The sequence below is a fragment of the Vibrio tapetis subsp. tapetis genome (assembly GCF_900233005.1).
In the GTDB taxonomy this organism is placed as follows: Bacteria; Pseudomonadota; Gammaproteobacteria; order Enterobacterales; family Vibrionaceae; genus Vibrio; species Vibrio tapetis.
Genome location: NZ_LT960612.1, coordinates 468,673 through 487,880 on the forward strand (window position 1 = coordinate 468,673; position 19,208 = coordinate 487,880).

Annotated in this window: 16 protein-coding genes and 2 pseudogenes; 8 read left to right on the plus strand and 10 right to left on the minus strand. The window is 43.7% G+C overall.

Annotation, left to right across the window (positions count from 1 at the left end):
• The first annotated feature begins 180 nt into the window (after positions 1-180).
• The 4 genes from VTAP4600_RS19265 (at position 181) to VTAP4600_RS19280 (ending at position 4,344) form a co-directional block, all read left to right on the plus strand.
• Entirely contained in the window at positions 181-843 is a 663-nt protein-coding gene (locus VTAP4600_RS19265; RefSeq protein WP_102524409.1) for a response regulator transcription factor, read from the plus strand.
• A 4-nt stretch (positions 844-847) separates the two neighbouring features.
• On the plus strand, positions 848-2,110 hold the full coding sequence (locus tag VTAP4600_RS19270) for a sensor histidine kinase (RefSeq protein WP_102524410.1): 1,263 nt from the start codon (positions 848-850) through the stop codon (positions 2,108-2,110).
• A gap of 86 nt (positions 2,111-2,196) precedes the next feature.
• The gene (locus VTAP4600_RS19275) at positions 2,197-3,612 is read left to right on the plus strand and encodes a flavin monoamine oxidase family protein (RefSeq protein ID WP_102524411.1); all 1,416 of its coding nucleotides are present in this window, start codon (positions 2,197-2,199) and stop codon (positions 3,610-3,612) included.
• A gap of 69 nt (positions 3,613-3,681) precedes the next feature.
• The gene (locus VTAP4600_RS19280) at positions 3,682-4,344 is read left to right on the plus strand and encodes a GNAT family N-acetyltransferase (protein ID WP_102524412.1); all 663 of its coding nucleotides are present in this window, start codon (positions 3,682-3,684) and stop codon (positions 4,342-4,344) included.
• Positions 4,345-4,651: 307 nt separating this feature from the next.
• Here VTAP4600_RS19280 and VTAP4600_RS19285 read toward each other — a convergent pair whose 3' ends face one another.
• Positions 4,652-4,990, minus strand: coding sequence for a hypothetical protein (locus tag VTAP4600_RS19285; protein ID WP_102524413.1), 339 nt, complete (start codon positions 4,988-4,990; stop codon positions 4,652-4,654).
• A 59-nt stretch (positions 4,991-5,049) separates the two neighbouring features.
• Between VTAP4600_RS19285 and VTAP4600_RS19290 the strand changes: the two are divergent.
• Together VTAP4600_RS19290 and VTAP4600_RS19295 are read left to right on the plus strand one after the other, a co-directional pair.
• A pseudogene (locus tag VTAP4600_RS19290) lies at positions 5,050-5,356 on the plus strand (nuclear transport factor 2 family protein); the annotation flags it as partial.
• Between the two features lie 72 nt (positions 5,357-5,428).
• Positions 5,429-5,848, plus strand: a complete 420-nt coding sequence (locus VTAP4600_RS19295) for a VOC family protein (protein WP_102524414.1) — start codon at positions 5,429-5,431, stop codon at positions 5,846-5,848.
• 87 nt (positions 5,849-5,935) lie between these two features.
• On the opposite strand, the gene VTAP4600_RS26000 is transcribed toward VTAP4600_RS19295, so the two are convergent.
• The 8 genes from VTAP4600_RS26000 to VTAP4600_RS19335 form a co-directional block, all read right to left on the minus strand.
• On the minus strand, positions 5,936-6,124 hold the full coding sequence (locus VTAP4600_RS26000; protein ID WP_172443180.1) for a DUF2860 family protein: 189 nt from the start codon (positions 6,122-6,124) through the stop codon (positions 5,936-5,938).
• Between the two features lie 133 nt (positions 6,125-6,257).
• Positions 6,258-7,784: a carboxylesterase/lipase family protein gene (locus VTAP4600_RS19305; protein ID WP_102524416.1), complete on the minus strand. Its 1,527-nt coding sequence runs from the start codon at positions 7,782-7,784 to the stop codon at positions 6,258-6,260.
• Between the two features lie 153 nt (positions 7,785-7,937).
• Positions 7,938-9,986 carry a TonB-dependent receptor gene (locus VTAP4600_RS19310; RefSeq protein WP_102524417.1) on the minus strand — a complete coding sequence of 683 codons (2,049 nt, stop codon included), beginning with the start codon at positions 9,984-9,986 and terminating at the stop codon, positions 7,938-7,940.
• A 392-nt stretch (positions 9,987-10,378) separates the two neighbouring features.
• On the minus strand, positions 10,379-11,191 hold the full coding sequence (locus VTAP4600_RS19315; RefSeq protein ID WP_102525452.1) for an ABC transporter ATP-binding protein: 813 nt from the start codon (positions 11,189-11,191) through the stop codon (positions 10,379-10,381).
• A 34-nt stretch (positions 11,192-11,225) separates the two neighbouring features.
• Positions 11,226-12,284, minus strand: a complete 1,059-nt coding sequence (locus VTAP4600_RS19320) for a FecCD family ABC transporter permease (RefSeq protein WP_102524418.1) — start codon at positions 12,282-12,284, stop codon at positions 11,226-11,228.
• Between the two features lies 1 nt (position 12,285).
• Positions 12,286-13,209 carry a FecCD family ABC transporter permease gene (locus tag VTAP4600_RS19325; protein WP_415239702.1) on the minus strand — a complete coding sequence of 308 codons (924 nt, stop codon included), beginning with the start codon at positions 13,207-13,209 and terminating at the stop codon, positions 12,286-12,288.
• Positions 13,210-13,326: 117 nt separating this feature from the next.
• A complete protein-coding gene (fepB, locus tag VTAP4600_RS19330) occupies positions 13,327-14,247 on the minus strand; it encodes a Fe2+-enterobactin ABC transporter substrate-binding protein (RefSeq protein ID WP_102524420.1) in 921 nt (306 codons plus the stop codon).
• Positions 14,248-14,336: 89 nt separating this feature from the next.
• The gene (locus VTAP4600_RS19335; protein ID WP_102524421.1) at positions 14,337-16,616 is read right to left on the minus strand and encodes a penicillin acylase family protein; all 2,280 of its coding nucleotides are present in this window, start codon (positions 16,614-16,616) and stop codon (positions 14,337-14,339) included.
• A 281-nt stretch (positions 16,617-16,897) separates the two neighbouring features.
• Here VTAP4600_RS19335 and VTAP4600_RS19340 point away from each other — a divergent pair, with 281 nt between their 5' ends.
• Entirely contained in the window at positions 16,898-17,752 is an 855-nt protein-coding gene (locus tag VTAP4600_RS19340) for an AraC family transcriptional regulator (protein ID WP_102524422.1), read from the plus strand.
• 77 nt (positions 17,753-17,829) lie between these two features.
• Positions 17,830-18,027, plus strand: a pseudogene (locus VTAP4600_RS19345) (VOC family protein); the annotation flags it as partial.
• Between the two features lie 87 nt (positions 18,028-18,114).
• Here the strand turns inward: VTAP4600_RS19345 and VTAP4600_RS19350 are convergent.
• Positions 18,115-19,143 (minus strand): DUF2860 family protein, encoded by a 1,029-nt coding sequence (locus VTAP4600_RS19350; RefSeq protein WP_102524423.1) that lies wholly within the window; start codon positions 19,141-19,143, stop codon positions 18,115-18,117.
• Positions 19,144-19,208 lie beyond the last annotated feature (65 nt).

The window sequence follows — 19,208 nt, forward strand, 5'->3', positions numbered from 1 at the left end:
TACGTTTTGGGATTAAAGGTGAGTGGCGTATATGAGATGTTAGCTTACTAATGAAATGTCATTGATAGCATACGTGTAAAAATGTTTGTTCTTTTTAGTGAGAGCCCCCGTTAACCTTTTAAGAACTATTTGCGTGATATAATGGAAAGATCAATATAAGAATGATTAGGAAGTTCCACCATGCTTGTTTTATTGGTTGAAGACGACAAAGTTCTAGCGTCTGCGTTAAGCGATTACCTAGAGCTTGATAACATTGAATGTGATTTTGCATACAATGGTATTACTGGCCTTAGTTTGGCGATGGAGAACCAATACGACATCATCATTCTAGATGTCATGCTTCCCAAGTTGAGTGGATTCTCAATCTGCCAATCATTGAGAGACAAAGGCGTTGAGACTCCTATATTAATGATGACCGCCAAAGACTCATTAGATGACAAGCTTGAAGGTTTTCAGGTGGGTACCGATGATTATGTGACGAAGCCTTTTGCTATGGCTGAACTAAGTGCAAGGCTAAAAGCCCTTGCGAATCGAAGTACAGGAAGAGTATCGAAAGTCATCCATATTGGTGATCTTAGCGTGGATATGGCTTCACATACGGCACACCGTGGTTCTATAAAATTAAGTTTGTCACCACTTAGTTGGAAGTTGCTTAAGTCTCTTGTAAAACACAGCCCAAATGTGGTGGCTAAGGAAACGTTAGAGCATGAGGTTTGGGGCGAGGAAACCAGCGACAATAATCTGAAAGTTCAGATTCACAAGCTACGGCAGGCTATCGATAAGCCTTTTTCTTCGTCGCTTGTCCACAGTGTTCCTAAAGTCGGTTTCGCCCTGAGAGAATAATAATATGCCGAGCCTTCGTAAAAGAATTTATACCTTTTTAGCACTATCTCTTGTGACCATTTTAATCTTTCTCTGTGTATTAGGGTACGTGATTCAAAAGGCCAGTATTCATACCGATACCAAAAATATGATGGTCTATTATGGATTATTCATTGAAGAAAACGCCCTAGAACAAGATTTAGCTAGCCTTCAACGAGGAGGGTTAATAGCGGCTTACCACGATGTTAATCAGCTTCCATCTTATATCCGAGAAGCCTTCCCATGGCAAAGCATGAGCTCTGAGTCTTTATACGAAAAAGAGTTAACGAATTTAGATAATGAAAATGTGTATGCCTACGCCCTAAAGTATCGCCTAAAAGATCAACGAGGCGATGTATTCATTACCTCCGAGTATCTTGAAACGTTAGAAAACCAGATGCAATATGAGCAATCGATTTGGTATGAGAATACACTCAAATTACTCGTGGCAGGTTCACTGCTGATCACCAGTATTATTCTGATTTTCCTATTGTTTTATTACATCCTAATAAAACCTATACGTTCACTATCTTTATGGCTCTCAGATCCGACGCAACCAATCCCCCATAACAGAATCAAATATCAAGAGCTGCTTGCTATCGTTCAAAGCTACGAAAATAATTTAGAAAAGCAGAAAGAAATAATAGAGAAAGAGGAGCTATTTCTTAGCACGATGAGCCATGAGTTGAGAACACCAATTGCCATAATTTCTTCAAGTGTCGAGCTATTAGATAGATTAGGTGTTGAAGAAAAAGTGTCTAGAATTAACAACCGAATATCCTACGCCATTTCCAATATGAATTATCTAGCAAAAACGTTGTTGTGGCTTTCCCGAAAAAACAATCAGCCACTCAGTACCGAGAGAGTGGATTTGTCCGAGCTTATTTATCAAGTAATTAAGGATAATGAGTATCTGCTTGAGGGAAGAAACACTGAGCTCTCAATCGCATGTAGCATTGAGCCAGAATACGAAATACAGGACAACTATGGTGCTGTGCACCTAGCTATCGTCAACCTCATCCGGAATGCGCTTCAGTACAGTGCTGACGGGCAAATTTTGGTTGTTCTTGACGGTGGTGTTATGACTGTCGAAAACCCGTATGAAAAGGATTTTGAGCAAGCTAACGATATAGAGTCATATGGCTATGGCTTGTATCTGGTCGAAAAAATATGCGTTGCTCGAGGGTATCGTTTTTCCATTGACTATCAACCTGAAAGTGTCGTCGCTACCTTACGCTTAAAATGCTGATAACCGATTGGTAACCGCTCCTCGTTTATACTTATTTGTGTCGAAAATCTAAGTTCACATTTAAGTGATTCAAGCAGCAGGCATCTATGAAGATTATCCAACTATCAACAATGATTGCATTAACCACGACGCTATTCACAAGTAACGTATTTGCAGACGAACCCCAATATGAGTACGTCGTTATTGGCGCTGGCTCTGCTGGTCTATCAGCCGCTTACAAATTACATAGTTTGGATAAAGAGTTTATTGTTCTAGAGAGAAACACACGCCCTGGGGGCATTGCAGAGAATGGAGTCCGAGGAAGTTTTCATTACGCCAAAAGAACAGAGTACCTTGGAAAGCCTGAAGGCTATTTAGCAGACGTTATTCACGAGCTAAAGATCCCGATGGTTGAGATACCCACACCTATGGATGCCAGTTTATTTCAAGGAGAGATGTATATCGGTGGCCAAGAGTTGGCCCGCTTAACCATTGAACAAGCCGGAGAGCAAGAATTTCAGAAGTTTATCGAACTGTTGAATACTGCTAAAGATCTGAAATTTAGGGAGTTACGTAAACTCGACAATATTACGGCTAAACAATGGCTTGATGACAATCAAATCCCTCTCTTTATACAGCAACGATACAACGTTATGTCTCGAGGATTGTTTGGTGCCAATTTAACGGATATATCCGCTTTAAGCTTCATTCCCGAAGCAATCTTTGATTATGTCGACGTCGAAGAGGTGTCAGATTTAATGGAGCCAGACACAAACGGCCACTCAGAATCTTGGACAACGCAAACTGGCATCGCCACCATCGCAACAAGCATTGCTAAAAACCTTGATGAACATATTCGTTACCAGTCTAGTGTTAAGCACATAACCAAGATAAAGGCCGGTTATCAGATAGAATTTAATGTCGACGGTAAAGTACATACGCTAACTACTGAGAAAGTCATTGTCGCAACACCCGCTCCGGTTGCTACTTATATTGCGAGTGATGTTCTGACGGCCGAGCAGATTCGCATACTGGAGCAAGTTAACTATGCACAGTATGCCACTGTAGCTCTTTTTTCTGAGACTCCCATATTCAACAAAGCCTTTGACCTCGCCATTTTAGATGGGAAAGTGATCACCGACCTTTATGATGCCACATGGGTAGAAAGACATCACAACCCCGCGCTTAGCGATGTCAAAGAATATATCGCCAGTGTGTATTTAGCGCCTCAAGGTGTCGCTGATAAATCACTTTTGAAAAACAGTGACGCCGAGATAATGGACATTATCTTCACAGAGCTAAACGCCGCAGTTCCGGATATCAAAGACAAGGTCAGCGGGTATGATATTAAACGATTTTACCACGCATACCCAGTTTTCAACAAAGGCTACTTCACCCGTTTACATCAATTAAAATCAAGTTTCTCTGGTGTTTATTTAGCGGGAGATTACATGTCTTACCCAACATTTGATGCCGCATTTGAATCTGGTTTTGAAGCTGTAATACAAGCTGAAGGCGAGTAATCACTCTTCATACTATCTATGTAGTGTGCTGTACTAGCGCACTATAAAATAAGACGCACGGGAGAGTGTATGTCTGCGAAAACAAATCGATTTGTACCTTATGAAGAAAAACACTTCTTTGGCTGTGTAGACCTTGTCATGTCAACTTGGAACTTCCACTCAAGCTTTATGGACGTTCCTTGCAACAGAATTATCTACGAGTATTACTTAAAAACCTGCCTCAACTGGAATCATCATTTGGACGTCATTGTTGATGAACACGAACAAGTGATCGGTATTCTATTTGGGAGCAAAGAAGATACTTCGTTTATCGAAGAGCTCAAATTTTCCAGAAAAGACAGGCTCAATAACAAATGGAAAAATAAGAAGATTCAGAGTGGACACTTCGGTAATAAAGAAGTGGCGAACAGAGAGCTAGCACGATTCGCGATGAACGATGTTCTAGGGGAAAAAGATGCAAGCCTCTTTGATGGTGAGGTTAACCTGTTTATTGTGAGCCAAGCTTATCAGGGGCAAGGGTTAGGTAAACAGTTAATGGATCGCTACCTAAATTTTTGTCGAAGCAACAAGTTAAAAATCGTGTTCCTATGGACTGATGAAGATTGTAATCATGCTTTTTATTCTCGTTATGGGTTCTCGCTGCACAAGCGTTTTAATACCTTTACTAGCTATAGAGTAAAAAGCCTGACTGAAAACGGGATGGTTCTTTCCCTCCCAGTCCGTGGATTGTAACTTCTTCTGAAATAAGTGCTCTGAAATAGAAATACTGGGCAGTTAATTAAGTGATTTTCCATACTTGTAATTATTCATATATTGCTAATTTAGAAAAATCACAGGCAAACTTTTGTCCACCTCCGAGTCAGCGCAAGCACACCGACTCATCTTTCCCACCTTCCAAACCCTTGATTGAGCTTTCACAGAAACCGATTAAGTTCGAGTTTTTATAATGTCCGATATCGAGAACCAAACGCTCAAGGCCACCGAGCTGCTTATCAATCCCACTTCTTGAATCGAAGGCTTTGAATACAACGCCTTCGATTCAAACAAGTAAGAAATAGCGGGGATGACTGACAGTCATACAGACCGTCAGCACAGGCTTAGTAACCTCCATACCCTTCTGAAGTAAAAAGAATGGAAGTACGAAACCAAACACAGAAAGCACGAACACCTCTATTACCCCTACTTCCCCACCAATACTCGCACCCGTAGAAAAGGCCACCTCAGTCGCGACAACACCTGATAATAGAAAACGAAACGCCAAGATCTCATCAATAGATAAATCACCCATAAACTTAGCATTCGACTTAAGAGAAATCAGTGCTGATCCAATTCCGGCTAACGCCGCGAGAACTAAGCCCAGCAACAATGTGGCATCCATAGCGTTCGCCTTTACTGCAAACAAAAGAGTTAGCAAAGCAATGGTGAAAGCCTGCGCCTAATAGAAACTTACCCGACAAAGTAACGGGCTTAGTTGCCTTTCTTGAGGAATTTGTCGAGGAGTACTCCGGCTACACTTACGACGTAAAGCATATATACGTCGATTGCGATTACGTGATCTTCCATTCTCATGCCACGTTAGATAAAGAAGGCAGAGGAAACGATCAAAAAGGGATGAATTTTATCGACACCTGCCGAATCGAAGAAGGTAGGATTATTGAGCATTGGGACTCAATCCAAGCTCTTGATCTCTCCATGAGGCTTTATTCTCTTTTTCAGCGGCGGCGATATCGAAAATTCAAATTAACCCTTTACCTAAGGTTAACTTGAGGTTTTATCATGTCCATGTTGATTAAAAATACACGTAAGGGAGAAACGTATGATCAAACTTGAACATGTAAATCTAGTCGTGAAAGACATTCCTGAGATGCTGAAATTCTATCAAGCGGCCTTTCCACATTGGTACGTCCGTGATGAGGGCAAGGGAGAATGGGCTGGTAAACCTCGTAACTGGCTGCATTTTGGTGATGAATATCAGTATCTTGCTTTGAGTGATCATGGCGAAGGTGAAAACAGGGAGTTAGCCGGGCATCAAGTGGGGCTTGCTCACTTTGCGTACGTAACCCATGACATTCAAGGCGTAACCGAGAGGCTAACCCAAGCCGGTTTTTCTATTGTGAACCCGGGAGCAACAGAGCCTTATCGCAAAAACGTCTACTTCGTTGACCCTTCAGGCTTTGAAGTAGAGTTTGTTGAATACCTCAGCGACGATCCTAAGCTGCGCAATAGCACAAACTAATTTGAACACAAGAATATGGCATAAACCTAAAGACAGCATGAATAAAAGAAGGATACCCAAGAGACTTACGTCACTTGGGTATTGGATTTAAAAGTAGTAATTCACACCGGTTGAAATGTAGGTCGATTTCACATCATGGAAGTTGATGTCTGAATCTTCATTGCTGACACCACCAATAACGCTCGCACTGACGTCTTCCCAGCCAAAGGGTTGTTCGTAAGTATACACACCAAATAAATTGGTAATAGTCGTATCTGGAAATGGCGGGACAGACACCTTAGGAATCTTACAAGTTGAAAAATCCCCCCAAACAGTCCATTTATGGCTTTTTTGGTGTTCATAGGATCCTTGCCTACGCAGCCTTTTGCCTCGAAAAATGTAATGCCACCATTTAAGTCTTAGATTGCATTCAAAGATGCTTCAAATAACCTTTATTTTTTGAAAATTCCTTATCGTATAAGCGGTGTAAAGCCGTTTCTCGTTTATCAACTTTGGCTTCGGTTTTACTGTCAAAAACCATGATGACGTCATCTTTATTCGAGTATGTAGGCCATAGAGGTAAGCTACCACCATTCGGATTGCCTGTTTTAGCAAAATTAAACCAAGCGCTCGACATCAACTCAGCCAGCTCCCTATCCTCTTGGGTCCAAGGTCTATCGACGGCATCAAGATTGTTAAAAGCATAAACTAAATCTCCCATATGATAGGCGCCATGCAGTGCGCTAAACTCACCTGGAGGGGCTTTGCTAAATGAATAAAGATAGATAGGCTCGCTACCCGAATTTTTTTGCTGTTTTGCCCACTTTCGCGTCGCCCAGTGGATTGACTCGGTTTTTGCTGAAACAAAGTTGTCTCTAGCTTGTTCATCTGTCTTGGCTGGATTGAGTTTCAGATATTCTTCTGCGTAATCACCAAATAAGCTTTTCGCCCAGAATTCAAGTGTGTCTAGTGTGATTACATCATGCGGTATGGTCGCCGCCTCCTCTGATGTGCCACCAATGAGCATAGGTACATCCATTTGCTGACCTTTTTCATACGCCTTAGATACGCTCTCCGGTAGTAGCCAACCATCTACAACGGGCCATGCTTTATAGGGTTTCGCCATCAATTCTTCAGGTGAGAACTTTCTAAGTTGATTAATTGAGCTCACACCTAAACTGTTAGCGTATCGAATACCGGCTGCTTCGTTGTTTTCAAGCGTTGCATGCCCTTTCATCGCAAAGACTGAGCCACTTTGTGCAATAATTTTGTGAAATAACCCCTTTGCCCTCGGTGATGCAGACAAAAGGTGCGCGCTAATGGCACCCGCTGACAGCCCAGAAATCGTGACGTTAGTTTTGTCACCACCAAACTGAGTGATATTACGCTGCACCCATTTTAACGCTGAAATTTGATCAAGTAGGCCATAATTTCCGGATGTGTTATTAGGCGATTCCTTTGTTAATTCTGGGTGTGCCATAAATCCCAAGACACCAACACGGTAGTTTATGGTAACCACAACTGCACCTTTTCTTGCAAGTGCTGTCCCATCAATTGAGTCATCGCTGCCCGACCCCCAAACAAAGCCGCCGGGGTAAAACCACACCAATACGGGTACTCGTTCATTAGTTCTGACTTCGGGCGCCCATACGTTGAGATATAAACAATCCTCATCATAAGCATGAGGTTTAGGCAAAAATTCTTTTTGATAGAAAGACCCTTTTTCAGGCAACGTTTGGATACTTGATGCGCCATATTCTTTGGCTCTGCGTACCCCTTGCCACTTTTCAATAGGTTCAGGTGCAGCCCAACGTAAATTACCGACAGGCGGTGCAGCAAAAGGAATGCCCTTAAAAACGGAGATCTTGGTATTGCGGTTAACGCTTCCCAATAACAGGCCACTATCAATTTCAATTTTTTTGTCGTGTACGTCAGAAAAAGCTAAATTTTGATACATAAAAGAGCACTCTAAAGTAGCGTAAGAATTGATTTATTTTTAACACCAGAGGTGCGTGGGTTAGGAAGCGACTCAACTCATAAATTGAAAGTACACTAGGGGATCTGAATTCAAAAAGAGGCCAGCATCATCAATGCTGGTCTGCGTTTAGGTTTAGAAGTCAAGCTGTACCAATAAACCCACTGTACGCGACTTTTGTAGAAGCGGAGAGTCTGTATATACCTGTCCTCGGGCTTCGTAGAGGATGACGTCGTTCGAATCGAACAGGTTGTTCGCAAATAGCTTGGCATGACCATAGTCGAACACATAGGCAATCGAAGCATTGACCGTTGTATAGCCAGAGATCTTTCCAACTTCGTCATTGTCTGTCGTTGAGTAGTAATCACCAACGTACTGAACATTACCATTAAGCTCAAAATCACCTAGCCAGTAGTTCAATCCAGCGGCTCCTGTCACCCCTGGCGCACGTGCAAATTCTTTGCCCTCATAGACGCTCTTGGCTCTATCACTAATTTTAGTTTTCAATAGGCCCATGTTTGCAAAGACACTCAAGTCTTGTGTTGCATACCAATCCATTGTGGCTTCGGCACCATAAGACTTTGCCTCATCCAAGTTCGAGATCTCTGCGCCGGTTAATTGTTGTAAATTGTCGTAATCGTTATAGAACACATTGGTTGTCAATTGAAGGCTTTGATCCATTAAGCGGTGACGCGTAAAGAATTCATAGTTCCAAACAGATTCCTCATCAAACGTGTACGTTTTTCGTGCAATGAAATCAACCCCGGCGCCACCGGACCCAAACCCTTTTGAGGCACTCACACCAAAGGTGTTATTTTCATCTGAGTTCCACGCTAAGGCGAGCTTAGGTAAGAAGTCGTTATAGGTCTTATCAAGCTTCAGAGCAAACGGACCATCCCCCCCTTGCCTAAAACGTTTCTCACTTTCATAACGGCCGACTGCCGTGAGTACCAGGCTTGGGGTTAGGTTATAAATGGCTTGTAAGTAAGCCGATTGGGTCTTGGTTTGATCCTCGTATGAACCCATGCCATCAATAAAGTCATCTTGGTTGTTACTGAAGTATCTTGCCCCAACTAAAAGATCCAGTTGCTCAGAATCAGAAACATATCTAAGCGTTGGCTCAATATGGTATTCCTTACCTTTAATTTCTGCAGTGAATCTATCACCAGTTGGAACAATACGTTTAATTTCAAAGTCGGTATAATTGGTGTTAAATGCTAGCTCAACGTTAGATGTGAGACCATAAGTTACGTCCCAAACGTAGCTATTCGAATTGCCTTCAGACACCGGACGCTTCGAAGGGAATGGGGCAAACGGCGAGTCATCAGGCTCATACTCTCCCTGCGGAGCACGATGGTCATTACGAGAAATGCTCAGTGTTGAAGACAGTTCTGGGATTTTACTTGGCTCGACCAGTAACTTAGCTCGAATGATATTTGACTCAATTTCTTTGGAATTTCCTGCAGGTGCATAGCTAACCAGTGCTACGGCACTTTCTTGATACTGCCTATCAGCACTGATACGAAAGGCGACCTGATCATCCACAAGAACATCGTTATATACGATGGCGGTCTGCTGGAAACTATTATTTCCCAAACCGCCTTTAACTGAAAATTGACGCTCAAAAACGGGCGCGTTAGATTTCAATACGACCGTTCCGGCAATGGAGTTTCGACCTTGGATATAGCTTTGCGGGCCAAGATAAACCTCTGCCTGCTGTACATCCCACATTGAGTTTTGCCCATAGGCGAGTTCATTGTAGGTCAGTGCTCGTCCATCTAAAGAGACATTTAGCCTAGGCTTTGAACCGGAAATGAAAGCAGCGGCACCCACGCCAGGGCCAGAACCATCAACCCCTCGTACTGTCGCAATCTGGTTGCCATAGCCAGTATCAACAATGTTTGGGCTCATTCTCAGTAAGTCCTGAGTCGTATTAATGCCCTTCTCCTGCATTGAGTCTTGGTCATAAACGACAACACTTGCGCTGGTTTCTTGGAGTGAACGTTCAGATTTGTCACCGTATACCACCATAGAAGGAACGACACCTTCTTTGGTCTCTTCAGCGGCAACGGCAAGCCCCGCCTGCATACCAAAACATGCAACGGCAATTGATGCTGCGAGGGTACTGATAGGGTGTCTGTTCGGTTGGCTGTTTGCTAAGCGCCCCATGCGCAATAATTCCATTTGGTCATTCTCCTAGAGTTTGCCGATCGCCGTATTGCAAGCCCTTGTCGCTTGCATTACCTCGATTGTCAGTTCGTGGTGGATACGGCTTCGCACTGCTTTGTTAAGTTTCGACACGTATGCCACGTGGCAATAGTAATAAGGTCATGCTCTATATAAGTACATTTAGCCCAGATATTGGCTTACTTTTAGTAGCGCATGTCCTTGACTCGTATGGCCTAGTTATCGCGTCATATGCATTATGCCTTTGATAACCATTCTCATTTACTGCACGTATATTACTAAGGGTTATCAGTACATACTTCTGAATTTGTGCTTTTCGATCGGGCTAGTTATTCGGGTGTCGGAGATTGCAGCAATCGCGAGATAAGCGAAACCTGTTATCGAGTCAACTACTGCTCACACACATCAGGTATCAAAGGTGCTTTGGGCACAACCATCGGGGAACCAGTCACTGGGTCTGGCATTATTAGGCTATCTAAACCGAACACTTGCTTAACCAAGGACTCGGTCATCAGTTCGTTTGGGGGGCCTTGAGCAACAATTTTCCCACCACTTAATACAATCAGGTTGTCGGCGTAACGGCAGGCTTGATTAAGATCATGCAGTACTGCAACAACGGTATTGCCCAGTTTTTGCTTGAGCTTTTTAAAGAGTTCAAGCAATTCAAGTTGGTGGGAAATATCTAAATAGGTCGTTGGCTCATCTAACATTAGAATTGGCGTTTGCTGTGCCAGTAGCATCGCAATCCAGACCCGCTGCAATTGCCCACCAGACAGGGCGTCAACTGTATGATCGGCAAACGCTTCGATACGTGTAACATGCATCGCTTGCTTTACTGCGTGTTCGTCTTCTATGCTCCATTGGCTAAATAACCCTTGATGAGCATGGCGACCACGTGCAACTAACTCTGCTACCGTAACCCGTTCTGGCGTAGAAGAACTTTGGGGCAGAAAGCCTAACAATTTCGCGATCTCTTTGCTTGGTATGCGCTGGATCTGTTCACCATTTAGGATTACATGCCCCTGCTTTGGCTTTAGCAATCGGCATAGGCATTTTAGAAGCGTCGATTTTCCGCAGCCATTTGGCCCAACGATGACCGTTAATTTCCCACTCGGTATCGTGACATCGAGCGCCTCACATATGATTTTTGAGCCATATCCAAGCGTTAGATTTTCAGCGCTGAGTGTTGGATGTCCATCCATTTCGGAATCAAAATTAGTCATAATAAGTACTGAGTTATCGGCTTCTAGTAATAAGCCAAAGTAAATAAAACCCACCAATAATTCCGCACACTCTCCCTATAGGTAAGTTCACATCAATGGGCATTAGTTGCGTAATAAGGTCGGCGATAAGCAGTATCAGCGCACCCATCACTGCAGATGAAATAATGGGTAAGTTTGCCGTGTTTCTTAACCGAATCACCAGTTGCGGGGCCGCCAAGGCGATAAAAGCAATAGGCCCAGTAGATGCAGTTACCAACGCTGCGAGTGCGACACCTATTAGCGTCATAATCAAGCGCAGTTTTAACACCCGAATCCCTATCGACTGGGCTCGTAATTCCCCAAGCTCTAGCCCAGATATTGCCGCGGAAAATAGCTTGACTAACGGCAGAAGCAAAACGCACCCTATTAAAACGGGAAGGGCGTGATCCCATGTTCGGGCATGCAGCGACCCAGCCAGCCATAGATTGCCTGTAATAGCGCTATCTATATCTCCCTTTACCAGTAACAGGCCGTTAAATGCGCTGAGTATTGCACCAACACCAATACCGGTTAATACCAGATTTTGACGCTTGATGGTGCCGCGTTGATAAGATAGAGCCAGTACTACCGCAGCGGTGGCAAGCCCGCCGACAATCGCGCCAATAGCGACTTCAATAGAACCACCAGAAAAATATATGATCTGAATTAGCGCCCCAGCAGCAGCTCCTGAAGTAAACCCTATAATATCGGGAGAGCCTAATGGATTGCGGGAGATAGACTGGAAGACCGCACCAGAAACTCCTAGCGCTGCACCAGCTGACACAGCAGTAATGACCCTAGGCAGACGGATATCCCATAATATTTTGGCTTGAAATCCCGCTTCAGCGCGCTCTGAAGACAGCAGCATCTCCAAAACTTGATGAATAGTGATGGGTAATTTACCCACACTCAGGGCGAACAGAGTAAGAACGCATAAACTCAAAACCATGATTGCTGCGATCGATACATTCTTTATATTCACCACGACGGACACTGACTTGCATCGCAAGGCATACAAATGTCGAGAAGAAAGCACTTTAGTAACGGTCAACACACTAACGCCTAATCAAGTACAAGAAAAATGGCCCACCAATTAATGCCACCATGATCCCGGCACTTATTTCATTTGGGTAACCGACGATACGCCCCAATATATCGGCAATGAGGAGCAATAACGCTGAAATCGACATAGAGGCAGGGAGGAGCTTTTTATGATCGGTGCCAACGATTAACTTGGTGATATGGGGGGCGGTCAAACCAAGAAAGCTAATTGGACCCGCAGCTGCCGTCGCGCTACCCGCCAATATTGTCACAACAATAAATGAACCACCCCAGATCAATGCCGGATTGACTCCAAGTGTCAGACCTTTTTCAAAACCCAGAACAATTGAATCTAGCGGCTTAGCTAATGCCAACGATAACAACAGCCCAACAGCAATAAATAGTGAAACAGGATACAACACATCATAGCCACGCCCTTGTAACGACCCGACCGACCAATGGCGATACTGGTGAAATACGTCTTGATGGCTATTAATGGTGATTAGGCTGGTAATAGCCAAGAGCATAATCGTCAACGCCGTACCTGATAAGACGACTCTCACTGCATCGACCTTTCGCCCTTTTCCAGCAATAAGGTAAACCATAAACCCTGTCATCGCCGCGCCTAACAATCCTAACCACACATAACTTGATAGGCTCGTCATTCCAAATATGGAAATACCCAGCACGATCATAGTCATCGCTCCTGCATTCACACCAAGGATCCCAGGCTCAGCGAGTGGGTTGCGAGTGAGCGCTTGCATTATGATACCCGATACACCGAGCGCCGCGCCCACTATCACAGCCAGCAAGGTCCTTGGAATTCGCAAATGGTGAACGATGAGATGCTGAGAGTTGTTGGCATCAAAATGAAACAGAGCTTCAAGGGTTGTTGCCACGGCAATATCTCGGGAGCCAATGAATATGCTGATTAGCATTAAAGTTGGCAAACTGATAAGGGTAGCAATCAACACAATGTTGACTTGTCGCTTATTTCTTCGAGCAATAGGATGAGCTAATTGAGTCATTTCAATTGGAATGCCGCTTCTGACACTTTAGCGACCAAATCGCGCAAGCATATTTTTGATGATCTCTCTCGAGCTATAGAGATCCACTCGAAAGGTGTTCTCCCCTAGCCCATACACTTGATGGTTTTCTACCGATGGTAAGTTTTTTAGTACCACGTCGGACATCAAACCCTGAGCGCGCTCATCAGAAGCCTCAAGCAAAAAGCTCATTTCGGCCCTAAGCTCGGTCAATTTCTCATAGTTCACTAACACAAAATCGTTGTGAAAAGTTGGGCCCGAATGCCAATTACGATCCGGTGGTTCGAGTTCAAATCCCAACGCCGACAATAATAACGCATGCGCCCCTTCTGATGTTGCCACAGCACTGGTCACTCCCGGCCCATGGTAGCTAATAACGTTGGCTCTGCCCTCTGGCAAGTTTAATTGAACCTTTGCATCCTTAACCAACTGTTCAAAATCGGCGACCGTTTTTTCAACATGCTTTTCATTGCCCAATGCTTCACCCAGTTGCTTGGCCAGTTCCTGCCACGATTGAATGCTGTAATCGACCACAATGGTTGGGGCAATAGAACGAAGCTCTTTAACCTGATTAAGCGCAGAGTCTGCACCAGATTTAGATACCACAATTAAATCTGGTTGCTCAAGGTAGGCAGATTCCAGATCCACACTACCAGCAGGCCACAATTTCTTCACCGAACGTTGATTGGCAACCGACTGCCATTGTCCAAAAAATCCCCCAGTCGTATCTGTCGCTGTTGCGACTAATGGTGCATCAATAGCAAGTAAAGTGCCTGTAACAGTCACTGAGGTCGATAGCACCCTAACGGGTTTAGCTGGAATAATTGTCGTGCTTCCATCGGCATTAACAAAGTTCTTGGGCCATGCTGACGCAGTTGCTGAAGCGGTTACTGTGAGTACAGCGACCAAAGTTAAGATTATCTTTTTCATCAATAATTAAGACTCATAAATATGTGTTTAATAACAAAGATTTAAGTTCAATAGATTACAAAACTAAATCAGCACGGGTAATCGTAATTTTATCGGTAATCTTGGTGCTCTCCCAATGCGGGGGGGCTAAAAGGCATTGAGTACAGTTTTTTATCAAGGAACATCTGCAACTGACATGTGCGTGCTTTTGAATCAACCCCATCGCGCTGACCGTCTGCCAATAACACCTGCGGGCAAATCATGCCATGTTGCCATTGAGTTAACTGAAGATAAGCAGTGCCAAACAAGATGTAGTCAAAACCATCATGGGTTAACTCGGCGGGCATTTCTCCATTGAGAATACCTTGCTCATAAGATCCGCCATGCATTGCGACGTGTTGGTTTTCCGCCGCCTGATAGAGAACACTCCCCCACGCAGTATCCAAGGCAAAGTTAAGTTGCTTTAACTCTGCAATGGATTGCTCCAGTGCAGCCAATATCACTTTCTGACTTTGCGGAGTGGTTGAGATCTCTGAATCCACTTCTGGGTCACCAAAGCCTGTCACCTTAACCAGCTTGGCCTGAACAAGCTTGCTCCACAGCTGATGAAACAATAGCGCCCCACGACTGTCTGCGTTGTTCCTTCTATCCCAGTTTGCTAATACCTGAAATGCTTGCTTGGCTGTCGTTGAGCAATCATGTGACTCTAGAGTCAGGATCCAATCAAGAAACGTCTCAGCAGCATAGTTTCGGTTATCAAACACGACCTCTAGCGCCTGCAGAGCATTTATCTTGCCGTTCAAGCTGATCTCCTGCATTCGCTTATACGACATTATCAGGCGAGGATCATAGTCGAGCCTAGCCGCTGCCAATGTACGCTGCTGTTTGTGTTGACCAAATACCGATGGATAATCAGGCTGCTGCTGACCAAATTCGCTGTACTTATAGCTATTGTTGGTATTATGAATGATGCCACGAGAGATGATGTTGGGATAAAATGATGTAGCGGCTTGCAGTGGTCTCTGGTTTTGATCACGGAACGAATTTTTTGTTTGGCTACCATCCAAGACGTTAAACGCAACGCCTTCAACCCCTAAATGAGCGCTTGCCATCGCTTCGTCAGTGATCGGTGGAACGTTACCCGCTACCACATACCCCACATCACCATGCTTGTCTGCGATAACAAGCTGACACAGCACTCCGCGGTACTGCTCTATCTGCTCGATAAACTCTCTGGTTGAACGTGCCTTCGCCGCCGATAAAAACTGATCCAAGCCCTTAGCATTTCTCTCACCGGGATTAGTAATTGCATACCAACCCGGTGGCTTATTTGGCGTTCGAGGAAGCTGGAAAAGGGTCCCTAAATGTGACTGTGCAAACTGATAGGATTGAATGGTAATATCACCTGATTCTTGCAAGGTTTCAATCTCGATGCTGCGTATAGTCGCAGATTGGTAGTCACCATCCACCAAATACTTAATCGAGTCTTGTTCCAGCTTAACGTCCATAAGCTGCATAACGTATGGCGTTACGGTTGCTGCATCCAAGATGCTCCAAGAGACATCGGCATTGTACCCCGTCAGAGGTAACGGAAAGCCTAAGAAAGTGGTGCCGGCTACATCAAGTACTCCCGGAATCGTGAGGTGGCACTGGTGCATGTAAATACGTAATTGATGCGAGTTTCTTTGCCAAGCTGAATGAGGATTACCAAGCAAAATGGCACTCCCACCTTCAACTACATCGCCCCCGTAGGCCCACGCATTGCTACCAAAGCCCCCTTCGACTTCAACTGGCGTGCGATGGAACGAAACCCTATCGGTCGGAGTGCTTGTGTTAATGCAATTGGCTGTTGCAACTAGATGTGGGCCAATTTCAATCAACTCCTTCATTACCCCAAAGCGCATGGTAAAGCGTACAACGTCGTCGACTTCAAATCGAACCATAGGTTCTTGGCCAACGATCTGCTGATATTGTGTCTCTGATAGATGATCAACAAAGTAATTTAGGCCATTTACATAACCAAAGATATAATCTTGAGTCTCTCTATTTAGCCGTTCAAACTCTTCTTTTACCCATTCGTTAGGAACCCTGAGCTTGAACATTAAATCAGAATTGAGGTTGGTCGTTTTGAGGAATCCTAAGGTCGAGAAGGCTTCTGGCCCATAATATCTAGAGCGCTGACCACGCATTGCAATCGCCTGCCCTACGAGTTCAATCAGCCTATCTCGGGCATGTGCATAACCATAACCAAACCCTAAACTTTCATAGTTATCTGCTCGAATACGAGGGACATCTTTGTCGTTCCAAACTATCTCTACTTGGTCAAATTTTCCTTTTTTTTCATAGGTTAGTGTTTTGCACTCAGGAACAGATTGAGAAAACTGGGTCATGCTGTTTTTTTATTCCTAATACTTACGGTTACCTGACACTCGCCCAGCAACTGGTTTAAACAACAAGCACATCCATTTATTAATTTCAAAGCGGCTTCCCCAACGTCCTTCCTTTTTGATATGATAATCATTATCATTACCAAGCTGTGATAGTACGATATTTGATATCTCTTTACTTCTGAATTTGTGCTTTTTCTTTCCAAAATTAAATGGCAGAGAATACTAGGAGGAAGTATCTAGTCGCACAGAAACAAATTACTGATATACGAAACGACCTTTATATGGAAATTGCAAATAAAACCATTAACAATGCCATTGAGTACATTTTCAACAATCTAACCTGTGACCTAGGTGTAGAAGAAGTTGCAAGTCATTGCAATTTGTCAAAATTTCACTTTAGTCGGTTATTTAAGAAATCTACTGGCGAGAGTATTTACTCGTTAATCAAACGCCTGAAGATGGAAGACAGTGCTATCGTGCTAGGTACTAATACAAGCAATAGTATTACTAATATCGGCTTAGGCTACGGATACAGCTCATCCAACTACAGCTCAGCATTTACTAAGCACCACGGGATCTCTCCAGCAAAATTTAGAAAACTCAAGAAAGAAAAGAAATTTGACTTGGTAAGCCATGTCGACGGGAAAGAAATTCTATACCAAAATTTTGAATACTATAATAAAAGTGTGGTAATTAGAGACCTTGAGGATATACGAGTACTTTACCGACGCTACATTGGAGACTACGACGATCTTATCCATCATTGGCCAAAGTTCATTGATGAACATAGTAACCTAGTCCATGACCATTCACAGTTAATTGATGTATGTTATAGCGACCCAAACATCACAGATAGACATCGTTGTATCTATGATATTTGTATAAAAATAGATTCAGATATTCTCTTACCGCCACATATCACTACCGATACCCGTATTATTAAAGGTGGGAAGTTTGCATCTTATTCAGCTAAAGGCAGCCCAAGTGTCATTTCCCATGATTATAAAGGTGTATTTAATGTCTGGTTGCCTAACAGCGGTTATAGCTTGGACAATAGAATTCGGTTTGATTCATATAAATTGCTTAAACCAGACGATCAATATTTCGAAGTTGATATTAATCTCCCAATTCAGTAGAAAAAACGATCTTTGTTATTCTTAATAGACCGACTCATAGCCTGACGCTTACCCGGCTCAAGACGGTTAGCGATAGGCTTGCTCATTTTGCGTACGTAACTCATGACATTCAAGGCGTAACCGAGAGACTAACCCAAGCCGGTTTTTCTATTGTGAACCCGGGAGCAACAGAGCCTTATCGCAAAAACGTCTACTTCGTTGACCCTTCAGGCTTTGAAGTAGAGTTTGTTGAATACCTCAGCGACGATCCTAAGCTGCGCAATAGCACAAGCTAATTTGAACACAAGAATATGGAATAAACCTAAAGACAGCATGAATAAAAGAAGGATACCCAAGAGACTTACGTCACTTGGGTATTGGATTTAAAAGTAGTAATTCACACCGGTTGAAATGTAGGTCGATTTCACATCATGGAAGTTGATGTCTGAATCTTCATTGCTGATCCCACCGATCACACTCACACTGACATCTTCCCAGCCAAAAGGTTGTTCGTAGGCATACAGCCCGAATAAATTAGTAATCGTGGTATCTTGTTTCTTATCAAATACTGGGTTGTTGGCGTCAAAACCGCGTTTGGCAAAGCCTGCATGAGTAACAAAATTGTGCTTTCCAAAGGACATATGCAGCCCAAGCTCTCCACCAAGCTCTTTAAAGCTATGGGCTTTACCATCTGCGTCTCGAATGGTGTATCTCACTGCAGGTAACAGGGCGATGTTGTCGCTAATCGGCACGACGGTTTCAACCCCCACCCTTTGATATAGGCTGTTTCTTTCTAGCATTTTCATGTTCTCAGCCGACAGGTTCTGCCCTTTACCTAGCTTGTCGTTTTCCACTTCATATTGTACGAATGCGTATCGAATGGTTAGCGGCAAAATCAATTCAGGCGAATAAGCAATCCGGCCACCATGTGCATTTGACCCGGTTTTTTTACGAGCAGAGCCGACCAAATAAGCATCTTCCCACACTTCACTGACCCCAGGAACTTTTGGGAAATACGCGGCGTTCAATAAACCTACGCCTTCCATATAGTGATTCACCCCAATTTCGGCTTGGAACTGTTCACTGGCGACCTGATCTTCACTTTGTCCTAAGTAAAACTGGGTGTTTCCGCTATCTAAGGTGTACTCAACTCGGACAAAAGGGAACAGGCCAAAACCAGAGGTTGATTTACCACTGCTCTGCAATGAATCGGTGGTTTTATTATCATCATCAGTATTGAGCTGAGATTGTTCACTACCCACGCCAACGTTGGCCGATAACACAAATTGCCAGCCAGGTTCAAAAGTGGATTCTTGCTCTGTGGATTCTTGCTCTGCGGTTTCTTCGTTTGCTGCCAGTGGAGCACTCAGTATTAAGCAGGTTAATCCAACGGTTCTGTTCAGATATTTCATCCCTGTACCTTTTGTTCATTGAGAGAGTCGGCTTAATATGTTTGATTTCAAGCGACAGTTCCATG

What these genes read in the sequence shown, in the direction of transcription:
- VTAP4600_RS19305 (WP_102524416.1), bottom strand. Translation starts at nt 7,784, where the DNA reads ATGTATCAAAATTTAGCTTTTTCTGACGTACACGACAAAAAAATTGAA.
- VTAP4600_RS19335 (WP_102524421.1), bottom strand. Translation starts at nt 16,616, where the DNA reads ATGACCCAGTTTTCTCAATCTGTTCCTGAGTGCAAAACACTAACCTAT.
- VTAP4600_RS19280 (WP_102524412.1), top strand. Translation starts at nt 3,682, where the DNA reads ATGTCTGCGAAAACAAATCGATTTGTACCTTATGAAGAAAAACACTTC.
- VTAP4600_RS19270 (WP_102524410.1), top strand. Translation starts at nt 848, where the DNA reads ATGCCGAGCCTTCGTAAAAGAATTTATACCTTTTTAGCACTATCTCTT.
- VTAP4600_RS19325 (WP_415239702.1), bottom strand. Translation starts at nt 13,209, where the DNA reads ATGCTAATCAGCATATTCATTGGCTCCCGAGATATTGCCGTGGCAACA.
- VTAP4600_RS19285 (WP_102524413.1), bottom strand. Translation starts at nt 4,990, where the DNA reads ATGGATGCCACATTGTTGCTGGGCTTAGTTCTCGCGGCGTTAGCCGGA.
- VTAP4600_RS19310 (WP_102524417.1), bottom strand. Translation starts at nt 9,986, where the DNA reads ATGGAATTATTGCGCATGGGGCGCTTAGCAAACAGCCAACCGAACAGA.
- VTAP4600_RS19265 (WP_102524409.1), top strand. Translation starts at nt 181, where the DNA reads ATGCTTGTTTTATTGGTTGAAGACGACAAAGTTCTAGCGTCTGCGTTA.
- fepB (WP_102524420.1), bottom strand. Translation starts at nt 14,247, where the DNA reads ATGAAAAAGATAATCTTAACTTTGGTCGCTGTACTCACAGTAACCGCT.
- VTAP4600_RS19350 (WP_102524423.1), bottom strand. Translation starts at nt 19,143, where the DNA reads ATGAAATATCTGAACAGAACCGTTGGATTAACCTGCTTAATACTGAGT.
- VTAP4600_RS19340 (WP_102524422.1), top strand. Translation starts at nt 16,898, where the DNA reads ATGGAAATTGCAAATAAAACCATTAACAATGCCATTGAGTACATTTTC.
- VTAP4600_RS19275 (WP_102524411.1), top strand. Translation starts at nt 2,197, where the DNA reads ATGAAGATTATCCAACTATCAACAATGATTGCATTAACCACGACGCTA.
- VTAP4600_RS19315 (WP_102525452.1), bottom strand. Translation starts at nt 11,191, where the DNA reads ATGGATGGACATCCAACACTCAGCGCTGAAAATCTAACGCTTGGATAT.
- VTAP4600_RS19295 (WP_102524414.1), top strand. Translation starts at nt 5,429, where the DNA reads ATGATCAAACTTGAACATGTAAATCTAGTCGTGAAAGACATTCCTGAG.